Source organism: Dactylosporangium maewongense (genome assembly GCF_039531485.1).
Lineage (GTDB): Bacteria > Actinomycetota > Actinomycetes > Mycobacteriales > Micromonosporaceae > Dactylosporangium > Dactylosporangium maewongense.
This window is the reverse complement of record NZ_BAAAQD010000024.1, coordinates 185,936-204,455: the sequence shown is the minus strand read 5'-3', so window position 1 is coordinate 204,455 and position 18,520 is coordinate 185,936. Positions and strand designations below refer to the sequence as shown.

16 protein-coding genes are annotated in these 18,520 nt (G+C 71.7%); 7 read left to right on the top strand and 9 right to left on the bottom strand.

Going from position 1 to position 18,520, the window contains the following annotated elements; genetic code table 11:
* A partial coding sequence (locus tag ABD332_RS44775; RefSeq protein ID WP_344504042.1) for an IS66 family transposase occupies nt 1-248 on the top strand: 248 nt, incomplete at its 5' end.
* A gap of 554 nt (nt 249-802) precedes the next feature.
* Here the strand turns inward: ABD332_RS44775 and ABD332_RS44770 are convergent.
* The 7 genes from ABD332_RS44770 to ABD332_RS44740 form a co-directional block, all read right to left on the bottom strand.
* Nucleotides 803-1,894: a right-handed parallel beta-helix repeat-containing protein gene (locus ABD332_RS44770; protein WP_344510448.1), complete on the bottom strand. Its 1,092-nt coding sequence runs from the start codon at nt 1,892-1,894 to the stop codon at nt 803-805.
* 577 nt (nt 1,895-2,471) lie between these two features.
* Nucleotides 2,472-2,753, bottom strand: coding sequence for a YiaA/YiaB family inner membrane protein (locus tag ABD332_RS44765; protein ID WP_344510446.1), 282 nt, complete (start codon nt 2,751-2,753; stop codon nt 2,472-2,474).
* Between the two features lie 44 nt (nt 2,754-2,797).
* Nucleotides 2,798-3,733 (bottom strand): AAA family ATPase, encoded by a 936-nt coding sequence (locus ABD332_RS44760; RefSeq protein ID WP_344510445.1) that lies wholly within the window; start codon nt 3,731-3,733, stop codon nt 2,798-2,800.
* Between the two features lie 111 nt (nt 3,734-3,844).
* Nucleotides 3,845-4,717 (bottom strand): HEAT repeat domain-containing protein, encoded by an 873-nt coding sequence (locus tag ABD332_RS44755; protein ID WP_344510443.1) that lies wholly within the window; start codon nt 4,715-4,717, stop codon nt 3,845-3,847.
* Between the two features lie 43 nt (nt 4,718-4,760).
* Complete coding sequence (gene yidD, locus ABD332_RS44750) at nt 4,761-5,216, bottom strand: membrane protein insertion efficiency factor YidD (protein ID WP_344510442.1); 456 nt, start codon at nt 5,214-5,216, stop codon at nt 4,761-4,763.
* Between the two features lie 258 nt (nt 5,217-5,474).
* Nucleotides 5,475-5,888 carry a hypothetical protein gene (locus tag ABD332_RS44745; RefSeq protein WP_344510440.1) on the bottom strand — a complete coding sequence of 138 codons (414 nt, stop codon included), beginning with the start codon at nt 5,886-5,888 and terminating at the stop codon, nt 5,475-5,477.
* A 101-nt stretch (nt 5,889-5,989) separates the two neighbouring features.
* The gene (locus tag ABD332_RS44740) at nt 5,990-6,766 is read right to left on the bottom strand and encodes a helix-turn-helix domain-containing protein (protein ID WP_344510438.1); all 777 of its coding nucleotides are present in this window, start codon (nt 6,764-6,766) and stop codon (nt 5,990-5,992) included.
* 86 nt (nt 6,767-6,852) lie between these two features.
* Between ABD332_RS44740 and ABD332_RS44735 the strand changes: the two genes are divergently transcribed.
* Nucleotides 6,853-7,236, top strand: a complete 384-nt coding sequence (locus tag ABD332_RS44735; RefSeq protein WP_344510436.1) for a nuclear transport factor 2 family protein — start codon at nt 6,853-6,855, stop codon at nt 7,234-7,236.
* Here ABD332_RS44735 and ABD332_RS44730 read toward each other — a convergent pair.
* Entirely contained in the window at nt 7,201-7,899 is a 699-nt protein-coding gene (locus ABD332_RS44730) for a permease prefix domain 1-containing protein (RefSeq protein WP_344510434.1), read from the bottom strand. The genes ABD332_RS44735 and ABD332_RS44730 overlap by 36 nt on opposite strands.
* Before the next feature lie 137 nt (nt 7,900-8,036).
* Here ABD332_RS44730 and ABD332_RS44725 point away from each other — a divergent pair, with 137 nt between their 5' ends.
* Complete coding sequence (locus tag ABD332_RS44725) at nt 8,037-9,500, top strand: multicopper oxidase family protein (protein WP_344510432.1); 1,464 nt, start codon at nt 8,037-8,039, stop codon at nt 9,498-9,500.
* Nucleotides 9,501-9,731: 231 nt separating this feature from the next.
* Here the strand turns inward: ABD332_RS44725 and ABD332_RS44720 are convergent, their stop codons facing one another.
* Nucleotides 9,732-11,084 carry an FAD-dependent monooxygenase gene (locus tag ABD332_RS44720; RefSeq protein ID WP_344510430.1) on the bottom strand — a complete coding sequence of 451 codons (1,353 nt, stop codon included), beginning with the start codon at nt 11,082-11,084 and terminating at the stop codon, nt 9,732-9,734.
* A gap of 183 nt (nt 11,085-11,267) precedes the next feature.
* Between ABD332_RS44720 and ABD332_RS44715 the strand changes: the two genes are divergently transcribed.
* Genes ABD332_RS44715 through ABD332_RS44700 form a run of 4 tightly spaced genes read left to right on the top strand, consistent with a single transcriptional unit; the run spans nt 11,268 to nt 18,518 of the window.
* Nucleotides 11,268-14,132 carry an AbfB domain-containing protein gene (locus ABD332_RS44715; RefSeq protein WP_344510428.1) on the top strand — a complete coding sequence of 955 codons (2,865 nt, stop codon included), beginning with the start codon at nt 11,268-11,270 and terminating at the stop codon, nt 14,130-14,132.
* A gap of 33 nt (nt 14,133-14,165) precedes the next feature.
* A complete protein-coding gene (locus ABD332_RS44710) occupies nt 14,166-15,575 on the top strand; it encodes an MFS transporter (RefSeq protein ID WP_344510427.1) in 1,410 nt (469 codons plus the stop codon).
* 37 nt (nt 15,576-15,612) lie between these two features.
* A complete protein-coding gene (gene pepN, locus ABD332_RS44705) occupies nt 15,613-18,129 on the top strand; it encodes an aminopeptidase N (protein ID WP_425552389.1) in 2,517 nt (838 codons plus the stop codon).
* A gap of 32 nt (nt 18,130-18,161) precedes the next feature.
* Nucleotides 18,162-18,518 carry a YciI family protein gene (locus tag ABD332_RS44700; RefSeq protein WP_344510467.1) on the top strand — a complete coding sequence of 119 codons (357 nt, stop codon included), beginning with the start codon at nt 18,162-18,164 and terminating at the stop codon, nt 18,516-18,518.
* The last annotated feature ends 2 nt before the right edge of the window (nt 18,519-18,520 follow it).

Below are 18,520 nucleotides of genomic sequence, written 5' to 3'. Positions count from 1 at the left end.
CCCCCGAAATCTGGTGCTTCACCCGAGACCTCCGCGTCCCGTTCGACAACAACCAAGCCGAACGCGACATCCGCATGACCAAAATCCAGATGAAGATCAGCGGCGCCTGGCGCACCACCACCGGAGCCCACCACTGGCTCCAAGTCCGCAGCTACATCTCCACCGCCACCAAACACGGCCAGAACACCCTGACCGCACTCCGCCACGCCCTCACCGGCAACCCCTGGCTCCCACCCCTACCTGAATAGTTACCGTGGTGGCCGTCCGGGCGGCCAGGGTCGTCCTTCGATCATGGTGGTGGCTTGAGGAGTTCGGGTTCGCCATCCCGGTGGTTGCTTTCCGCGTGCGGGTTCGCCGATCCATGTGGGTAACAGGACAGGCCAGCGCGGAGGCGGGTTCTTCCGTCCGGCTGGGGGGCGAGCGCCAGGTCGCGTGGTTGCGGTCCGTGCCGTGGTTCACAACCGGCGCAACGCACGTGGCCGCGGGTTTGGCCACCGCCGTCGTGGTTCCCTGTGGGTCGGTCGTGGCCGCGGTTGGCGTGATCGAAGTCGCGTGGTGGCTGTGCGGGCGGCCGGGGTTGTCCTTCGATCATGGTGGTGGGTCGGTGCTTGTGGGTGCCGTCTGTGTGCTGTGGTTGCGGTGATGTTCCCTGGTCGCGTTCTCGCATGGTCCGGCGCCGTCGGGGCAATCGTTCGGTGGTTTCACGACCAGTCCGCAAAGCCGATGGTGTGCTTGCGGGGAAAAGGCAGGGGCGCGGTGCCAGTGGATGGCGCCGCGCCCCTGCCTGATGGTCCTGCCTGAATTACATGCCGATCTGCTGGCCGCTGTCGTTCCAGGTGTTGTTGCTCCACTGGGGGAGCTGGGACGCCTGGAAGGCCTGGGTGCCGTAGTAGCCGCCCTTGGGCCAGAAGCCGCCGCCGGACTGGCGCATGAACTTGTTGTTCGTGATCTTGCCGTTGGTGATCTTGTAGTTGGCGTCGTACCAGTAGAAGGAGTAGCCGCCGCCGTTCATGAGGTTGCTGTCGACCACGACGTCGTTGATGGAGCCGATGTCGGCCTTGAGCAGGATGCACGACGTCTGGGTGTGCTGGTTCTCCAGGCGGTTGTGCAGGATGCGGATGTAGATGGCGTTCGTCGACTGGATGACGTCGTTGTGCTGGGCGGAGCCGGTGCCGCCCGGGTCGTGCAGCCAGGAGTCCTGGACCGTGCCGCGGCCGTCGATGCGCAGGATGTCACCGGAGCCGTGGGCGTTGACCCGCAGGAGGGTGTAGCCGGTGCGGCCGATGAGGGCGATACCACCGGTCGACGCGTCCTTGAGCTGACCGTCGATCTCGGTGTCCTCGATGCGCAGGTTGGCGTTGTCGTCGGTGGAGGTCACGGCCTGCACGTTGGCCACGCGGATCCGGCTGTTGCGGATCGTCACGTTCTTGGCCTTGATCTCGATGTGGCCGTTGATGTCCTTGCCGTCGATGACCGTGCCGGCGACCGTGATCGTCATCGGGCCGGTGTACGGCGTCAGCGTCACCTTCTTGCGCGTGTCGCCCGGCAGGCCCTGCGGGTAGCCGGTGTTGTGCGCGGCCGGGTACCCGGCGACCGTGTAGGTCGCCGGCACGCCACCGCCGCCACCGGGCGCGGGCGGCTTGGCGCTGGTCGAGCTGCCGGCGCTCTTCGACGGCGACGCCACGGGAGACGCGGACGTCGACGGCGCGGTGCCCGTGCCGGCCGAGCCGGAGGGCTGTGCGCCGCTCGCCGAGGGGCGGGGCGCCGAGCCGGTCGCCGGCAGGTCCTTGCAGGCGCTCAGCGCGCCGGTGGCGAAGAGTGCCGCGGCGACGAAGCCCACGCTCGTGCGTCGTAACGGGCGGCGGTTGGTGGAAGCGTTGTCGTGCGTGCTCATGTGCTGGGAATCCTCCCGGATCAGTCGACATCCGTCAGTCGACGCGGCACGTTGGCCTGTCGGAGCTTTTCGGCGTGAATGCTCGGTTGGTGATTCCGCTCCTTACTTTCGACTGCATATGTCTGGCGAGAAACCGGGCGCGATTCATTCTCGGCAATGCCGTCAAGATCGGCGTTCGGTACGTCGCTCGCAACCTTGCGTAACCGTTTTCCGGGTCGAAGCATCCCACGCTTCGCCAGGGGAGTGAAACCCTACGGAGTGCCGTTGTGGCAACCTTTAGGATTCTTAAGTCACGCCTAAGAAATAGCACGACTGGAAAGCCGCACGATAGCCCCGGATCGGGCATATCGGCGCGCGCCGAGAGTGGTCCAGATCACTCAATCGTGCGCGATCAGTATGGCGCCCTTCAAGGTCGCCACGTTGCGCTGAACCATACAGCTAGTACGCCGTCTGGCCTAGTCATGACGGGTGTGATCTAGCCGATCACCTCATGCGGCAGCGCCCGGGCGGCCACCCGAGCGCTGACAGAACCGAAATGTCCGAAAAAACGGAGAAACTAGGACGAGAAACGGAGAAGCTAAGAGCGGAACGGGTCGTGGTCGGTCAGCAGCTTGTCCAGGCGCGCCTGATCGACCCGCTGGACGACGCCCGCGGACTCCTGGTGGTCACGGACGCACTTGGCAAGGGTGAACGCCGACGTGACGGTGTAGAGCAACCCGATGGCGAGAAACGCACGCATCCACTGGTTGACCGGCAGGTAGGCGATGCCGATACCGAGGCCGACCACCGCGACCCCGAACGAGACCGCGGACTGCAGGAAGAATGCCGTGGTGGTCTTCGTGGGCACTGGTGTTGTCATGCGGACGAGTCTCGTCCGCCATGTGGCGAAAGGCCTGAGTAGGACTACTCAACCAGGGCAGGTACCGGAAGCTCGATCTTGTGAGCCCGCTGCCACGCCGAGACCACCTCGTCGGTGACGTGCACCCGGAAGTAGTCGTTGGCGCTCAGCCGCGCGGTCACCGGCTCCTCACCCTCGGCCAGCAGGCTGGCGGGCACGAGACGGAACTCGTTCTGCACGGCGGCGCTGAGCCTGCGGTGGCCGTCGATGACGTAGTAGTCCGGCCCGGAGTGCCCGATCGTCAGCGGCTCCAGCGCCTCCGGCCCGGCGTCGCCGATCGAGGCGACGAAGGCGCCGTCCACCGAGTCCAGGGAGTCCAGCGAACGGGTCGGGTAGATCCGCATCGGGTCCAGCAGCAGCAGCGGCGGCCGCTCGCGGAGGATGTCGCCGCCGAGGCGGCCCTCGAAGGCGTCCACGATCATCGCGACGATGTCGTCCGGCCGCGCCCGCGTGCTGTCGCAGACCAGGTCGTAGTTGCGCAGGCGCAGCTTGTCGGCGCCATACCGGGTCAGGAACCGCACCCGCTCGCTCTCGCTGCGGCCGTGCAGGCGCTCCTTGGCCTCCTCCAGCGTCGCGTAACGCTCCACCTCGCTGTGCGGGCGGGCGAGGACGCGACGGGCCGCCTCGTTGGGCTCGGTGATGAGGTGCACCTTGAACGCGTCGTGGAAGAAGAACCACGCGAGCCGGCTGTCGACGATGAGCTGCTCGCCGGACTTGGCGATGTTGCTCTGCAGCTCGTCCACCGCGCTGTCGATCGCGTCGTCGAGCTCGGCGTGGAGGTTGAGCTGGAGCGCGGTCATGCCGCGTTCCTCGGCCATCTGCCGGTACATGTCGCCGACGCTGATGCGCCGCAGTCCGAGCCGGCCGGCGAGCTCCACCGAAACGGTGCTCTTGCCACTGCCGAGGTCGCCGTTGATGACGACGGACCGGTGATTGCTCATGCGCAACTCTCTAGGTAGACCCGCGGGGCAGTCCAGGTCAGGAGCCTAACACGCCCACGTTGCGCGCTTTTCAAGGCGTCAAGAGCCGAATTCCGAATTGCATTCTGATAGTCAATGGAATCGGCCGTATCGTTCGAGCGCCCGGAGCAGCTCCGGTTCCGGGGGTTCGCCGGTGTACGACGAAAGCTCCGCCTCCAGATATGGCAGCAGCCGCGGATCGCCCGTCGCGGCGGCGAGCTCGCACATCGCCTCGAAGATGACGAGCAGGTCGGCGACGGGATCCGGGTCCGCCAGGAACGACAGCAGCCGCGGCATGGCCCGCTCGTCCCCGCGGACCGCCAGGCCGTGCACCGCCTCGGCGCGGGTGTCGGTGTCGTCGTCGTCGAGCCGGGCGGCCAGCGCCTCGCGCAGCGCGGGGAAGTCGGCGTCGCTCTGCCGGGCGAGGCCGAACGTGGCCCAGTCGCGCACGCGGGGCTCGTCGTCGGCGGACAGCTCGATCAGCGCGTCGAGGGCGGCCCGGGTCTCGCGGCCCAGCAGCCCGAACACGACGCCGCCGCGCACGTCCGCGTCCGGGTGGGCGCGCAGCCGCACCAGCGGCGCGACGCTGCCCTCGCCGGCCATGTGCCCGAGCGCCACGGCGAGGCTGTACAGGACCGCCGGGTCGTCCTCACGCGCGATCATCGCCAGCAGCAGCGCCGTGGCCTCGTCCCGGAACGGCCCGTCGGCGGCACTGCGGCCAGGCGTGGCCCGATGAACAGGAGCGGCCCCGGGGTTGGGACCGGGCGGGCCGAGCACGGTGCCGAGCTGGCCGAGGACCTCGGCGGCGAGCTCGCGGCGGGACGGCTCGGCGGCCCGCCCGAGCCGGGCGGCGATCCCGAGCGCTTCCCGGCCGCCGTGGACGTGCAGGTGCGTGACGAGCTCCCACCGGCGGTCCTCGCCGGCCCGCAGCGCCTCCTCGAAGGCCCACGCCACGTCCGGTTGCATGACCACCATCGTGGCCGCCGGGGTCGCGGGCGGGCAACGCGGTTTACGGCACGGGGTCCTTGGTGCCGTGCGGGGTCGACGGGTTGCAGCGCCGGATGCGGGCCGCGGTCAGCCGGGAGCCCTCGACGAGCCCGTACCGCCGGACGGCCTGCAACCCGTAGTCGCTGCAGGTCGGGAAGTGCCGGCAGTGCGTCGGCAGGTGCGGCGACAGCCAGCGCTGGTAGCCGCGGATCGCGGCGACGCCCGCGCGGCCGGGGCCGGTCGTGGTGCGGCGCGGTGCCCGCCGGGGCGCGGCGATCGCCATCAGGCCGAGCAGCGAGCCGAGCATGAACGGGTTGCAGTCACAGGCGTCGCAGTCGCACCCGTCGCCGCTGTCGCGGTTGCGGCGGCGCTGCTGCTGGTTGTGCTGCTGGTTGTTGTGTTGCTGCTGTTGCCGGCGGCGGCGGTCGCGGCGGTGCCGCCAGATCGCCACGGCGTCACCGATTCCGATTCGCGCCATGGGCGGCATTGTGTGGCCGATCGTCCGTGTGATCAAGGACCGGTCGCGTTTCTTACTGAATGAACACCAAAACGCACCCGGATGGCCGACTTCGTTCGGGCGGCCGGGAATGTCCGGACAGTCCCGGACACCCGAACGAAGTCGAACAACCGAGTGCGTAGGTGATCTGAACAGCTCTGGTGGGTCGCCGGCCCCAGGGGCTGAATCCAGGGGCCGGCGCGGTCAACCACACCGTCAGGAGCTTCGGTCGTGCGGAGCTCAGCTGCCCGCGATGGCCGGGCCACCGTTGGTGTGCAGCTCGGTCGCCGAGCCGAACGCGCTGTCCAGGCGGGCCTGCAGGGCCTCGAGCTCGTGGAACTCGCTCGAGGACGCCGACTCGGAGCCCTCCGCGGCGAACACGTGGTCCGTCTCGGCGGCGGAGTGGTCGTAGGACGTGAAGTCCGACTCCTCGTACCGCGCGCCGCTCGGGTCCGTGACGGACACGTGGTGGCCCTGGTCGAAGCTGGTGTTCTCGGCCGACGCGTGGTCCTGCTCGTAGACGTTGAACTGCGAGTCGTAGTTGTTCTGGCTGGCGTCGACCTGGTGCAGCTGGTCCAGCGCCTCGTGGTTCTCGCCGGTCTCGACGTGACCGTAGTCGGTGCCGCCGTCGTAGCCGCCGTCGTACTCGCTCATTTGGTGCTCCTTCTGGTGTGGGAAGTTCTTCGGTGTGGCCTTGCGATGCATATGACGTTACGGCCGGCCGCACTTCCTCGAATCCCAGAAACGTGCCACCGTCAGGCGGCGCCGAGCGCCGTGCCGAGCGCCGCCGCGGTGGCCGCGTCGGCGGGGAAGAACGACTCGATGGCGAGCTCCGCGACGGTGACGTCCAGCGGCGAGCCGAACACCGCGGTGATGCTGAAGAACCGCAGCTCGACGCCGTCCTGGCGGATCCGCAGCGGCACCACGACGTCGTGCGGGCCGGGCGCCGGGCCGTCGCCGCCCGGGTACGCCGACAGCTCCGCGAGCAGGTCGGACAGCGCCGGGTCGCCGGTGGTGCGGGCCTGGCGGTCCAGCCGGCCCAGCAGGTGCGCCCGCCACTCGCCGAGGTTGACGATCCGCGGCGCGAGCCCGTCCGGGTGCAGCGACAGGCGCAGCACGTTGACCGGCGGCTCCAGCAGCGCCGGCGCCACCCCCGCGACCAGCCGGTGGACGGGCGCGTTGGCGTCGAGCATCGTCCACAGCCGGTCCACCACCACGGCCGGGAACGGCTCGTGCCCGGTCAGCACCTGCCGCAGCGACGCCCGCACCGCCCGCAGCTGCGGCGCGTCGAGCCCGCCCTCCGGGTACGCGGGCGCAAAGCCGCCGGCGAGCAGCAGCGCGTTGCGGTCCCGCAGCGGGACCTCCAGGTGCTCGGTGAGGCGCAGGATCATCGCGCTGGTCGGCTTGGAGCGGCCCGTCTCGACGAAGCTCAGGTGCCGGGTCGAGATCTCCGCCTGGATCGACAGCTCGAGCTGGCTCAGCCTGCGCCGCTCCCGCCACTCCCGGAGCAACACCCCCACAGGTTGCGTCATGCCGCGATGGTACGAACCCGGACGGAAGCGTCGCCATTACCTCGCGGGGAATCGACCGGGCGCGCGGGCGCCGGCAGGCTGAACCCATGAGCGAAAACGGCATGAGCGACTACGAGAGCATCGTCAAGCGGTACATCGAGGTGTGGAACGAGACGGACCCGCAGGCCCGCCGGGTGGCGATCGACGCGCTGTTCACCGAGGACGTGACGTTCGCCGACCCGATGGCGGCGGCCCGCGGCCAGTCGGAGATCGACTGGATGATCGGCGGCGTGCAGGCCCAGTTCCCGGGCTTCGTCATCACCCCGCTCGGCGCCGTCGACGGCCACCACGACCAGGCGCGGTTCGGCTGGGAGATGGGGCTGCCGGGGCAGGAGGCGCCGGTCGCGGGCTTCGACGTGGTCACCGTCGCCGCGGACGGCCGGATCAACCAGGTCCTAGGCTTCCTGGACCGGGTGCCGGCCCAGGGCTGACCGCGTCGGGGCGGCGGCCCGCAGGCAGCGCAGCCCCGAATACACCATCCACACCGGCGTCGCGGTGGTGATGACCGCCGCGGCGAGCGCCGGCGGGGACAGGCTGGCGGACGTCGTGGCGTGCCAGGTGGGGCTCAGCGCCGACAGGGCCGCCCCGCCGAGGACGAAGAACGCGCAGACGCCGATCGCCGCCATCCCCGTCGCGCGGGCGAAGCCGCCGCCGACGCTGACGAAGCGGCTGCCGGCCCCGCAGGCGACGGCGGCGAGCAGGCCGAGGAGCACGACGGAGTAGCCGGCGTAGTCGACGGTGCGGGCGAGGACCATGTATCCCCAGCTCGGCTGCCACGACCAGCCGGTGGCCGCGGACCGCCACGCCACCTCGGAGATCACCTGCTGGGCGGCGACGGCGCCGGCGACGAGGAGGGCGGTCCGGCGGGCCTGCAGCAGCGCCAGCTCGCGCTGGTAATCCGCGGCGAGCTCGCGGACCGTGCCGAACTCGTCGACGGCCAGCCGCGCCGCGGCCGGGGCCGGCAGGCCGGCCGACTCGTGGTGCGCGGCGGCGTCGTGCAGGCTGTCGCGCACCTCGGTCAGCAGCTCCCGCTTCGCCGCGCGCGGGCCACGCAGCGCGGCGCCGAGCGAGGTCACGTACGCGTCGATAACCACCCGCCAAGTATCGCGGAGCCCGGGACGGTGCGATTGGGGGTTGTCCCTGAGGTTTTCCCCGATGTGGGGATCGCCGTGAGCAGCGAAGCTACATGTAGCAGAGCTACCTATGACGGTGAACGGTGAAGGGGACGACGGTGCGCAAGTGGCTTCTCGGTGGGCTGGGCCTGCTGCTCCTGCTCTGCGGGGGCGGCGTCGCGGCCGTCGTCTGGCTGGTGTCCGGCACGGCCGTGGACACCGTGGGCAAGGTCGCGTTCGACCGGCCGCTCAAGATCCCGCCGCTCGCGCCGTCGACCGTCGGCGCGGACGGCACCCGGGTCTTCGACCTGACCGCGCAGCCCGGCGCCAGCGACCTCGGCCACGGCGCGAACACCCGCACCTGGGGGTACAACGGCAGCTACCTCGGCCCGACCCTGCGGGCCGCGCGCGGCGAGCGGGTCGCGGTCAACGTGCACAACCGGCTCAACGAGCCGACGACCGTGCACTGGCACGGGATGCACCTGCCGGCGAAGGTCGACGGCGGGCCGCACCACCCGATCCCGCCCGGCAGTGACTACCAGGCCGCGTGGACGGTCGACCAGCCGGCGGCGACGCTCTGGTACCACCCGCACCCCAGTGACCGCACCGAGCGGCAGGTCTACCGCGGCCTCGCCGGCCTGTTCATCCTGGACGACGACCAGCAGCCGGCCGGGCTGCCGCACGAGTACGGCGTCGACGACGTCCCGGTCGTCGTGCAGGACAAGGGTTTCGACGGTGACCAGCTGAGCATGAGCGACCGGTTCGGCAGCGACGTGGGCATCCTCGGCGACGAGCTCCTCGTCAACGGCACCCCGGGCCCGTTCCTGGACGTGCGGACCACACTGGTGCGGCTGCGGCTGCTCAACGCGTCGACGGCGCGGGTGTACGACTTCACGATGTCCGACGGCCGCCCGCTCACGATGATCGGCACGGACGGCGGGCTGCTCGCCGCGCCGTACAGCACCGATCACGTGCGGCTGTCGGTGGGGGAGCGGGCCGAGGTCGTCGTCGCGATGCGGCCGGGGGAGCGGGTCGAGCTGCGCAGCCGGGCGACCGGCCTCGGCAGGTTCCACGGCGGCCGCGACTCGTTCGACGTGCTGCAGCTGCGGGCGGCCGGCGACCTGAAGGCCGGGACGCTGCCGGAGAAGCTCGCCGACATCCAGCGGCTGGACCCGAAGCAGGCGGCGCAGCGGCGGACCTTCACGTTCCAGGGCCGCGACATCAACGACGACGGGATGGACATGGACCGGGTGGACGCCGTCGTCGTCAAGGACACCACCGAGGTCTGGAACGTCGCCAACGGGCACGGCACCCCGCACAGCTTCCACATCCACGACGTGCAGTTCCAGGTGCTGTCGGTCGACGGCGCCGCGCCGCCGCCGGAGCTCGGTGGCTGGAAGGACACCCTGTTCCTGGAGCCCGGCCGGCGCTACTCGGTGATCGCCGCGTTCGCCGACTACGCCGACCCGACGACGGCGTACATGTTCCACTGCCACGTCCTGCGGCACGAGGACGAGGGGATGATGGGGCAGTTCGTGGTGGTCGAGCGCGAGGGCGACAAGCCGAGGCTGGGCCACAACTAGAACAAGCGAGGCTGGGCCACAACTAGGACAAGCGAGGTGCCGGGCCCCCCGTGGCGGCGCGGGGCCCGGCACGTCTCGCAGGCGCGTCCGTCGTCCCCGTGTGCGCCGCCGCCGGGCCCGCGGCGGCGGTCCGGCGTCGGCGGCAACCCAACGAGAGCCGCTCTGTGACGGGCATGACACATGGATCACCGCTCCCATGTCAAGAGCAACGTGGACGGGGGGTGTCGCGGATCACCGTGGCGGGCCGAGGTGGCGCCGCAGCGCGACCGGAAGCTCCCGCTCTGTGCCGGTCCAGGCGGTGTGGCCATCGGGCCGGACGAGGACAAAACGGTCGTTCAACGCGTGCGTCAGGCGGTCGTCGTAACCCACCGGCGCCGAGGGCGCGAGCAGGACGTGCCGTCCGGCCCGCAGCAGCTCGTACAGGCGCGAATCCGGAGGAAGAAGCACGTCGGGCTGCCGGGGCGCGTCGGGGTAGTCGATCCCGATGCCGGACACCGTGCCGGCGGCCTTGCGCATGATCGTCGGCACGTGCAGCAGCGCCCCGCCGAGCAGGTTGCGGCCGGCCCGCGCGGCGCGGGAGTGCAGCATCGCGAGGCGGATCAGCCCGCCGCTGCTGCGCAGCACCAGCTCGCCGACCGGGTGCCGCTCGCTCTGGTACGTGTCGAGGAGTCCGTCGGGGGCCCAACCCTGCGCGACCGCGGCCAGCTTCCAGCTCAGGTTCGCCGCGTCCTGCAGGCCGGTGTTCATGCCCAGCCCGCCCGCCGGGGAGTGCACGTGGGCGGCGTCGCCGGCGAGGAAGACGTTGCCCTGCCGGTACTGCGGCACCTGCCGCTCGTCGCTGTGGAAGCGCGACAGCCAGCGCGCCTCCCGCATGCCGAAGTCGGTGCCGAGCGCCCGGCGGGTCACGTCGCGGACCTCGTCGAGCTCCAGCGGCGCGCTGTCGGGCCGCTGCGCGAGCCGGTCCCAGCAGAAGACGCGGAACCACCCGTCGCCGAACGGCGCGACGAACGCGAACGCGTCGCCGACGGCGTTGACCGCGAGCACGTCCCGCGGCGCGTCGGTGAGCCGCACGTCGGCGAGCATGATCGAGCGCAGCACCGCCTTGCCGGGGAACGGCATGCCGATCGCCTCGCGCACGGCGCTGTGCACGCCGTCGGCGCCCACGACGTAGTCGGCGGGGTGGGCCCCGTCCTCGGTCAGGACCGCGTCCCCGCGCAGCCCGGTGACCGTCGCGCCGCGCACGATGCGGGCGCCCAGGTCCAGCGCCCGCCGCTCCAGCAGCCGCTCCACGTGGTACTGCGGGGTGATCAGCAGGAACGGGAAGCGGGTCGGCAGCACACCGAGGTCGACCCGCACGCGGTTGAACAGCCGCAGCCTCGACACCGGCGTCCCGGTCGCGATGAGCTCGTCGGCGAGCCCGCGGGCGTCGAGGTGCTCCAGGGTCCGCGCGTGCACGCCGAACGCCCTGGTCAGGTTGGACTCGTTGGTGCGCCGCTCCAGGACGGTCACGTCGGTGCCCGCGGCGGCGAGGTCCCCCGCGAGCAGCAGCCCGGTCGGCCCGGCGCCGACGACGACGGTCTTCATGGCATCCTCCTCGTCGATGTCAACAACTGTTGGCCAACACATGTTGACCCCGATTCCCGGCGCATGTCAACGGGCGATGAAATGCGTCCCGGGACGTGAGCGTTAACATCCAGGGTCTTGACTGAATGTGGGACCGCCTCCAGGCTGACCGCATTGCCCGCCAGCAATCCAGGAGCTTCTCACATGGTCAAGATCCGTCTGCCGCTGCTGTTAGCGGTAACATTGACGGCCGTGGTGTCGGTCGTCACGCCCGCCTTCGCCGCCACCGCCACGCTCACCGTCGACGCCGGCCACACCACCGCGGCCGTCGGGCCCTACCAGTTCGGCCACATCATCGAGGACATCAACCACTCGATGGAGGGCGGACTGCTCGCCAACGTGGTCCGCAACGGCACCATGAAGGAAGGCACCGCCAACCCGCCCTCGTCGTGGTCGCTGGTCACCGCCGGTGGCGGCACCGGCAGCATCGCGGCCGACACCGCCGGGCCGCTCAACGCGGCCAACCAGCGGTCCCTGCGCCTCACCGTCACCGGCAACGGCCCCGGGCAGCGCGTCGGCACCGCCAACGGCGGCTTCTACGGCATCGGTGTCCGGCCCTCGACCACCTACCAGGTCGCCTTCTGGGCGCGGGCCACCACCGGCTTCACCGGTCCGCTCACGGTCACCATCGAGAGCACCGGCGGTGCTGTCCACGCTACGTCGAGCGTCTCCGGCCTCGGCACCGGCTGGCAGAAGTTCACCACCACGCTCACCACCGGCCCGGGCGCGCCGGTGTCGACCGCCAACCGGTTCGTCATCGCCGCGAACGGCGCCGGCGCCGGCCAGTCGGTCTGGCTCGACGTCGTGCAGGCGATCGGCCCGACGTTCCAGGCGACCGGCAGCCTGCGCCGCGACCTGGAGCAACTGATGGCCGACACCAGGCCCGGCTTCTTCCGCGTGCCCGGCGGCAACTACCTCGAAGGCGCCGTCATCGCCAACCGCTTCGCCTGGAAGAACACCATCGGCCCGGTCGAGCAGCGGCCCGGCCATCAGAACGACGCCTGGGGGTACTGGTCCACCGACCAGTTCGGCCTGATCAACTACCTGCAGATGGCCGAGCAGGCCGGCGCGGAGCCGATGCTCGGGGTCTTCGCCGGCTACACGCTCAACGGCAGCGTCACCCCGCAGGGCGAGATGCAGCAGTACGTGCAGGAGGCGCTCGACGAGATCGAGTACGTCACCGGCGGCACGAACACCACGTGGGGCGCCCGGCGCGCCGCGGACGGGCACCCGGCGCCGTTCCCGCTGCGCTACGTCGAGATCGGCAACGAGGACTGGTTCGACCGGACCGACAGCTACAACGCCTACCGCTACCCGATGCTGTACGACGCGATCAAGGCCCGCTACCCGCAGCTGCAGATCATCGCCACCAGGGCGGTCACCAGCCGGCCGATGGACGTCATCGACGACCACTACTACAACAACGACCCGGACGCGTTCGCCGCGCTCGCCACCCGCTACGACGGCGCCGACCGCAACGGCCCGAAGGTCCTCGTCGGCGAGTACGGCGTCACCAACGGCAGCTCGACCAACCCCACGGGCACGCTGTCCGGCGCGCTCGCCGAGGCCGCCTTCATGACCGGTCTCGTCCGCAACGCGGACCTGGTCATGGGCGCCGCCTACGCCCCGGCGCTCACCTCGGTGGACGACTGGCAGTGGTCGTCGAACCTGATCGGCTTCAACGCCGTCAGCTCCTACGGCTCGCCGTCCTACTACGTGCAGAAGATGTTCGGCACCACCGTCGGCGACCACGTCGTGCCCACCACCTTGAGCGGCGGCAGCGGCCTCACCCACGTCGCCACCCGGACCACCGGCGGCGCCGTCGCCGTCACCGTCGTCAACCGGTCCGGATCCACAGTGGACACCCAGGTGAACGTGACCGGTGCGGCGAGCGTCGGCGGCACCGCGACCGTCACCACGCTCACCGGCGACCCGAACGGCCGCAACTCCATCACCAGCCCGACGGCCATCGTGCCGGTCACCACGACGCGCGGCGCCGGGCCCAGCTTCACGCACACCTTCCCGGCCAACTCCGTCACCGTCATCCAGCTGTCGACCACCGGTGGCGCCACCCCGGTCCTGCCGGTGGGGCAGGGCGTCTCGCTGCGGGTCACCACGCCCGGATACACCGACCGCACCCTGCGCCACCAGAGCAACCTCGCGGTCACCAGCGTCATCGCCGCGGGCAACTCCGCCACCGACAAGCTCGACGCGTCGTTCGTGCTGCGGCCCGGGCTGGCCGGCGCCGCCTGCTACTCCCTGGAGGCGCGCGACTTCCCCGGCCAGTACCTGCGGCACCAGGCGTTCCGGGTGAAGCTCGCGGCCGACGACGGCTCCGCGCTCTTCGCCGCCGACGCCACGTTCTGCGCCGCCGACGGCAACGGGGGACCGGGCGTCTCACTGCGGTCGTACAACTTCCCGACCCGGTTCCTGCGGCACTACAACTCGGAGGTCTGGATCGCGGCCAACGGCGGTACGTCGGCCTACGACAGCGCGACGAACTGGGCCGCCGACACGACCTGGCGGATCGGCACCCCCTGGTTCCGCAGCGACGTGAGCGTCGCCGGCGGCTTCCACTCGCTGCGGGCCACCACGCCCGGCTTCACCGACCGGTACGTGCGGCACCAGTCCAGCCTCGGGGTGCTGAGCCAGATCAGCGCCTCCTCGCCGGTGCTGGACCGGGAGGACGCCACGTTCGACGTGGTGCCGGGCCTGGCCGACAACACCTGCTACTCCTTCGAGTCGCGCAACTTCCCCGGCCGGTACCTGCGCCACAACGACTACCGGGTCAAGCTCGCGGCGAGCGACGGCTCCGCGGTCTTCAACGCCGACGCGACCTTCTGCGCCAAGGCCGGGGTGCGGTTCCAGTCGTACAACTTCCCGGACATGTACCTGCGGCACTACAACAGCGAGCTGTGGATCGCGTCCAACGGCGGCGCCCGGCCGTCGGACAACCCGGCCAACTACGTGGCCGACACCACATGGGTGGTGACGGCGCCGCTGGGTTGACCTCAACCGTTGTTGAAGTTGCACCGTGACGAGGTGCAGAAACGCAACGCGCTCACGGTCGGCATGGTCACGCTGGTCACGTTCGTCGCCTTCGAGGCGGTGGCCGTGACGGCGGCCATGCCGACCGTCGCCCAGGCCCTCGACGGCCTCGCCCTCTACGGATTCGCGTTCGGTGGGCCGTTCGCGACCGGGATCGTCGCCACCGTCGCCGCCGGCACCTGGTGCGACCGGCGCGGCCCGGCCCGCCCGATCCTCGCCGGCGTCGTGCTGTTCTGCCTCGGGCTGCTCGGCGCCGGCCTCGCCACCGGCATCTGGACGCTCATCGCCGGCCGCCTCGTCCAGGGGTTCGGCGGCGGGCTCATCACCGTGGCGCTCTACGTGGTCGTCGGGCGGGCGTACCCCGCGTCGGCGCACCCGCGCGTCTTCTCCGCGCTGTCCGCCGCGTGGGTCCTGCCCGCCGTGGTCGGCCCGGCCATCGCCGGGCTCATCGTCGAGCACCTCGGCTGGCGCTGGGTCTTCCTGCTGATCGCGATCGCGACCCTGCCCGTCGCCGCGGTGATCGGCCCGCACGTGCGCCCGATCGGCGGCACCGCCGGCACGCCGGGCACCGCCGGCACCCCAGGCACCCCAGGCACCCCGGGCACTCCCGGTGCCCGGGCCGGCGCCCGCATACCGTGGGCGGCCGGCGTCGCGGCGGGCGTGCTGCTGCTGCACTGGGGTGGCCAGCACGGCGGGCTCGCCCTCGTGGCCGGCGGGCTGCTGCTGGTCGCCGTCTGCGGGCCGCGGCTGGTGCCGTCCGGCACGTTCGGCGCCCGCCGCGGCCTGCCGAGCGTCATCCTCGTCCGTGGGCTCGCCGGCGCCGCGTTCATGCAGGCCGACGTGTTCATCCCGCTGCTGCTCACCCGCGAGCGCGGCCTCACCCCGTCGCTGGCCGGGCTCACCCTCACCGCCGGGGCGCTGCTGTGGTCCGCCGGCTCGTGGATCCAGGCCCGCCAGGGCCAGCGCTTCAGCCCCGCCGCGCGGCTGCGGACCGGCCTGTCGGCGATCGCGCTCGGCGTGCTGTCGGCGGTCGCGCTGGTCGCGCCGGCCGTCCCCGTCGTGGCGGTCGTGGCCGGCTGGTGCGTCGCCGGGTTCGGCATGGGGCTGGCGTCGCCGACGGCGTCCACGCTGGTCCTGCAGCTGTCCCGGGCCGACGAGCAGGGCGTCAACAGCTCCGCGCTGTCGGTTGCCGACTCGCTGCTGACGACGGTGGTGCTCGCGGTCGGCGGGGCGGTGTTCGCCGCGCTCGTCACCGCCGGGCCGGTCGCCTACGTCGCCGCGTTCCTGATCGCGCTGCTGCCGGCGGTCGCCGGCGCGCTGCTCGCCGGCCGGGTGGCCCCCGGGGCGACCGCCACCGCCGCCGGCCCGGACCCGCGCGAACTGTCGTTGTCGCGGGCCGAGTAGGCGCATTGCGCCGCCGCGGTCCGGGTAGCGTCGGGGAATGATCAGCCCGAGCCGCGCCCTGACCCGGGTCGAGGCGCAGACCCGAGCCGCACTCGTCCGCGTCGGGGGATACGCGGTCTCCCTCGACGTCACCGACCCCGCCACGTACGTCTCCCGCACCGTCGTCGACTTCGCCTGCACCTCACCCGGCGCCGCCACCTTCGTGGAGATGAAAGGCGTCCGGCCGGAGCGGATCGTCCTCAACGGGCGGACCCTGGACCCGGCCACGCTGGACGGCAACCGGCTGCCGCTGCCCGGGCTGCGCGCCGCCAACCGGCTCGAGGTGACGTTCTCCGCGGCCTACTCGCGGACCGGCGAAGGGCTGCACCGCAGCGTCGACCCCGAGGACGGCGAGGTCTACCTGTACGGGCAGGCGCCGCTCGACGAGGCGCAGCGCATCTTCGCCTGCTTCGACCAGCCCGACCTGAAGGCGCCCGTCACGCTGACCGTCACCGCACCTCCACAGTGGACGGTGCACGGCAACGCGCCGCTGCACCAGGCCCGCGACGGCGTGTGGGCCTTCGAGCCGACCCCGCCGATCGCGCCGTACCTCTTCACCGTGCTCGCCGGGCCGTGGCACGTCCGTACCGCCGAACACGACGGCATCCCGCTCGGCCTGCTCTGCCGCCGGTCCCTCGCGCCGCACCTGGACGCCGACGCCGGCGAGCTGTTCGCCGCCACGGCCGCGAACCTCGACCGCTACCACGAGCTCTTCGGCGTGCGGTACGCGTTCGGCAAGTACGACCAGGCGTTCATCCCCGACTTCCCGGGCGGCGCGGTCGAGAACCCGGGCCTGGTCACGTTCAAGGAGGAGTTCCTCTTCCGGACCGTGGCCACCGACTACGACCGGCTGCGCCGCTTCGTGGTCATGGCGCACGAGCTGGCGCACATGTGGTTCGGCGACCTCGTCACCCTGAGGTGGTGGGACGACATCTGGCTCAACGAGGCGTTCGCCGAGCTGATGGGGTGGCGGGTCGCCGCCGAGACCGGCCGCCACCCCGGTGCCGCCGCGGACTTCGCGGCGTGGCGCGAGCGCTGGGGCATGCTCGCCGACCGGCGGCCCTCCACGCACCCGGTCGCGCCCGACGACGTCGCCGACACCGCCGCCGCGTTCCTCAACTTCGACGGCATCTCCTACGCCAAGGGCGCCGCGGCGCTGCGGCAGCTGTCGGCGCTCCTCGGCGACGACGTGTTCCTCGCCGGGCTCCGCGCCTACTTCGAGCGGTTCCGCTTCGGCAACGCCGGCCTCGCCGACTTCCTCGCCGTGCTGGGCTCGGTGGCGGGCACCGACCTCGACGGCTGGGCCGACCTGTGGCTGCGCAGCACCGGGTTCAACACGTTGCGCCCGCTGCCCGGGCCGTCGGGCCTGACCGTCGAGCAGACCGGCGCGCCGCTGCGCCCGCACCGGTTCCGGATCACGGTGTACGACAGTCACGGCGCACGCGTCCGGGACGCCCCGGTCACCCTCGACGGCGGGTCCGTCGCGGTGGACGGGCGGTCCGGCCTGCCGCCGGGCGGTGTGCTGCTCGTCGACGACACCTACGCGAAGGTGCTCCTCGACCCCGCCAGCCTCGCGGCGCTGCCGTCCGTCCTGCCCGCGATCGCCGACTCCCACGCGCGTGCGCTGCTGTGGACCGCGGCGATGGACGCCGCCGGCGAGGGCGAGCTGTCCCCCGAGGCGTTCCTCACCCTGCTGGAGGCCGCGCTGGCCGGCGAGCCGGAGACGAGTGTGCTGGTCGAGGTCCTCGCGTATGCCCGGGACGACCTCGCCCGGCGCGGGCTCGTCGACTTCGGCCCGCTCGCCGCGATCTGCGCCGCGGCCCTGTCGGCGGCGGCGCCGGGCAGCGGGCGGCAGGTCGCGCTCGCGACCGCGCTGACGACGGTCGCCGGGCCGCCGCACGTCCCGACGCTCGCCGACTGGCTCGCCCCCACACCGGTCTCGGTGCTCACCGGCGTGGCGGCGCCCGCGTCGTCGCCGCTGCTGCCCGCGCCCACCGGCGCCACGGGCCTCGTCGTCAGCCAGGACCTGCGCTGGGACGCGCTCGCCCGGCTCGCCGCGCTCGGCGCCGCGTCCGCGGCCGACGTCACCGCGGAGTCCCGGCGCGACCCCGGCACCCGCGGCGCCGAGAAGGCCGCCAGGTGCCACGCCGCCCTGCCCGACGCGGACGCGAAGGCGGAGGCGTGGGAGCTGATCGTGCGCGACGAGCGGGCCGGGATCGCGATGGCCGCCGCGGCCGGCTTCTGGCAGCACGGCCAGGAGGAGCTCACCGACCCCTATGTGGAGCGCTTCTTCGCCGACGCGCCCGCGATGGTGTCCGGCCGCTACCAGCTGTTCGCGAAGCTCATCGTGCGGCAGGCGTTTCCCCGGTACGCCGGCCGGTCGCGACGGCTCGCCTCGGTCATGCTCGCCGAGCGCTCCCTCGACCCGATCCTGCGCCGCGAGGTCGGCGACGCGGCGGCGGAACTCTCGTTCGGCGCCGGTGTCGAAAACCGCGGCCGCCGTTCGACGCGTTGACAGTTGCTGGACCACGACAAGGGAGATCCACGATGCGCTACATGCTGATGCACAAGGTCAACGACGCCGACCCGGCCGCCTGGTCGCCGACGCCCGAGTTCCTGGCCCGGATGGGCGGGTTCATGACCGAGGTGAACAAGGCGGGCGTGCTGCTCGCGGCCGAGGGACTGCGGCCGAGCTCGGAGGGCGCCGCGGTGATCCGCGCCAAAAACGGCACGCAGACCGTGGTCGACGGGCCGTTCGCCGAGGCGAAGGAGGTCATCGCCGGGTTCGCGATCCTGCAGGTCCGCGACCACGCCGAGGCCGTGGAGTGGGCGCAGCGCTTCACCGCGCTGTTCGACGAGATCGAGATCGAGGTCGAGGTCCGCAAGGTGGCCGACTTCGGCTGACG

Bases quoted from the DNA above. Each gene is read 5' to 3' on its own strand.
- ABD332_RS44715 (WP_344510428.1), top strand. From the start codon at position 11,268: ATGGTCAAGATCCGTCTGCCGCTGCTGTTAGCGGTAACATTGACGGCC.
- ABD332_RS44745 (WP_344510440.1), bottom strand. From the start codon at position 5,888: ATGAGCGAGTACGACGGCGGCTACGACGGCGGCACCGACTACGGTCAC.
- ABD332_RS44755 (WP_344510443.1), bottom strand. From the start codon at position 4,717: ATGCAACCGGACGTGGCGTGGGCCTTCGAGGAGGCGCTGCGGGCCGGC.
- ABD332_RS44770 (WP_344510448.1), bottom strand. From the start codon at position 1,894: ATGAGCACGCACGACAACGCTTCCACCAACCGCCGCCCGTTACGACGC.
- ABD332_RS44740 (WP_344510438.1), bottom strand. From the start codon at position 6,766: ATGACGCAACCTGTGGGGGTGTTGCTCCGGGAGTGGCGGGAGCGGCGC.
- yidD (WP_344510442.1), bottom strand. From the start codon at position 5,216: ATGGCGCGAATCGGAATCGGTGACGCCGTGGCGATCTGGCGGCACCGC.
- ABD332_RS44720 (WP_344510430.1), bottom strand. From the start codon at position 11,084: ATGAAGACCGTCGTCGTCGGCGCCGGGCCGACCGGGCTGCTGCTCGCG.
- pepN (WP_425552389.1), top strand. From the start codon at position 15,613: ATGATCAGCCCGAGCCGCGCCCTGACCCGGGTCGAGGCGCAGACCCGA.
- ABD332_RS44765 (WP_344510446.1), bottom strand. From the start codon at position 2,753: ATGACAACACCAGTGCCCACGAAGACCACCACGGCATTCTTCCTGCAG.
- ABD332_RS44760 (WP_344510445.1), bottom strand. From the start codon at position 3,733: ATGAGCAATCACCGGTCCGTCGTCATCAACGGCGACCTCGGCAGTGGC.
- ABD332_RS44735 (WP_344510436.1), top strand. From the start codon at position 6,853: ATGAGCGAAAACGGCATGAGCGACTACGAGAGCATCGTCAAGCGGTAC.
- ABD332_RS44700 (WP_344510467.1), top strand. From the start codon at position 18,162: ATGCGCTACATGCTGATGCACAAGGTCAACGACGCCGACCCGGCCGCC.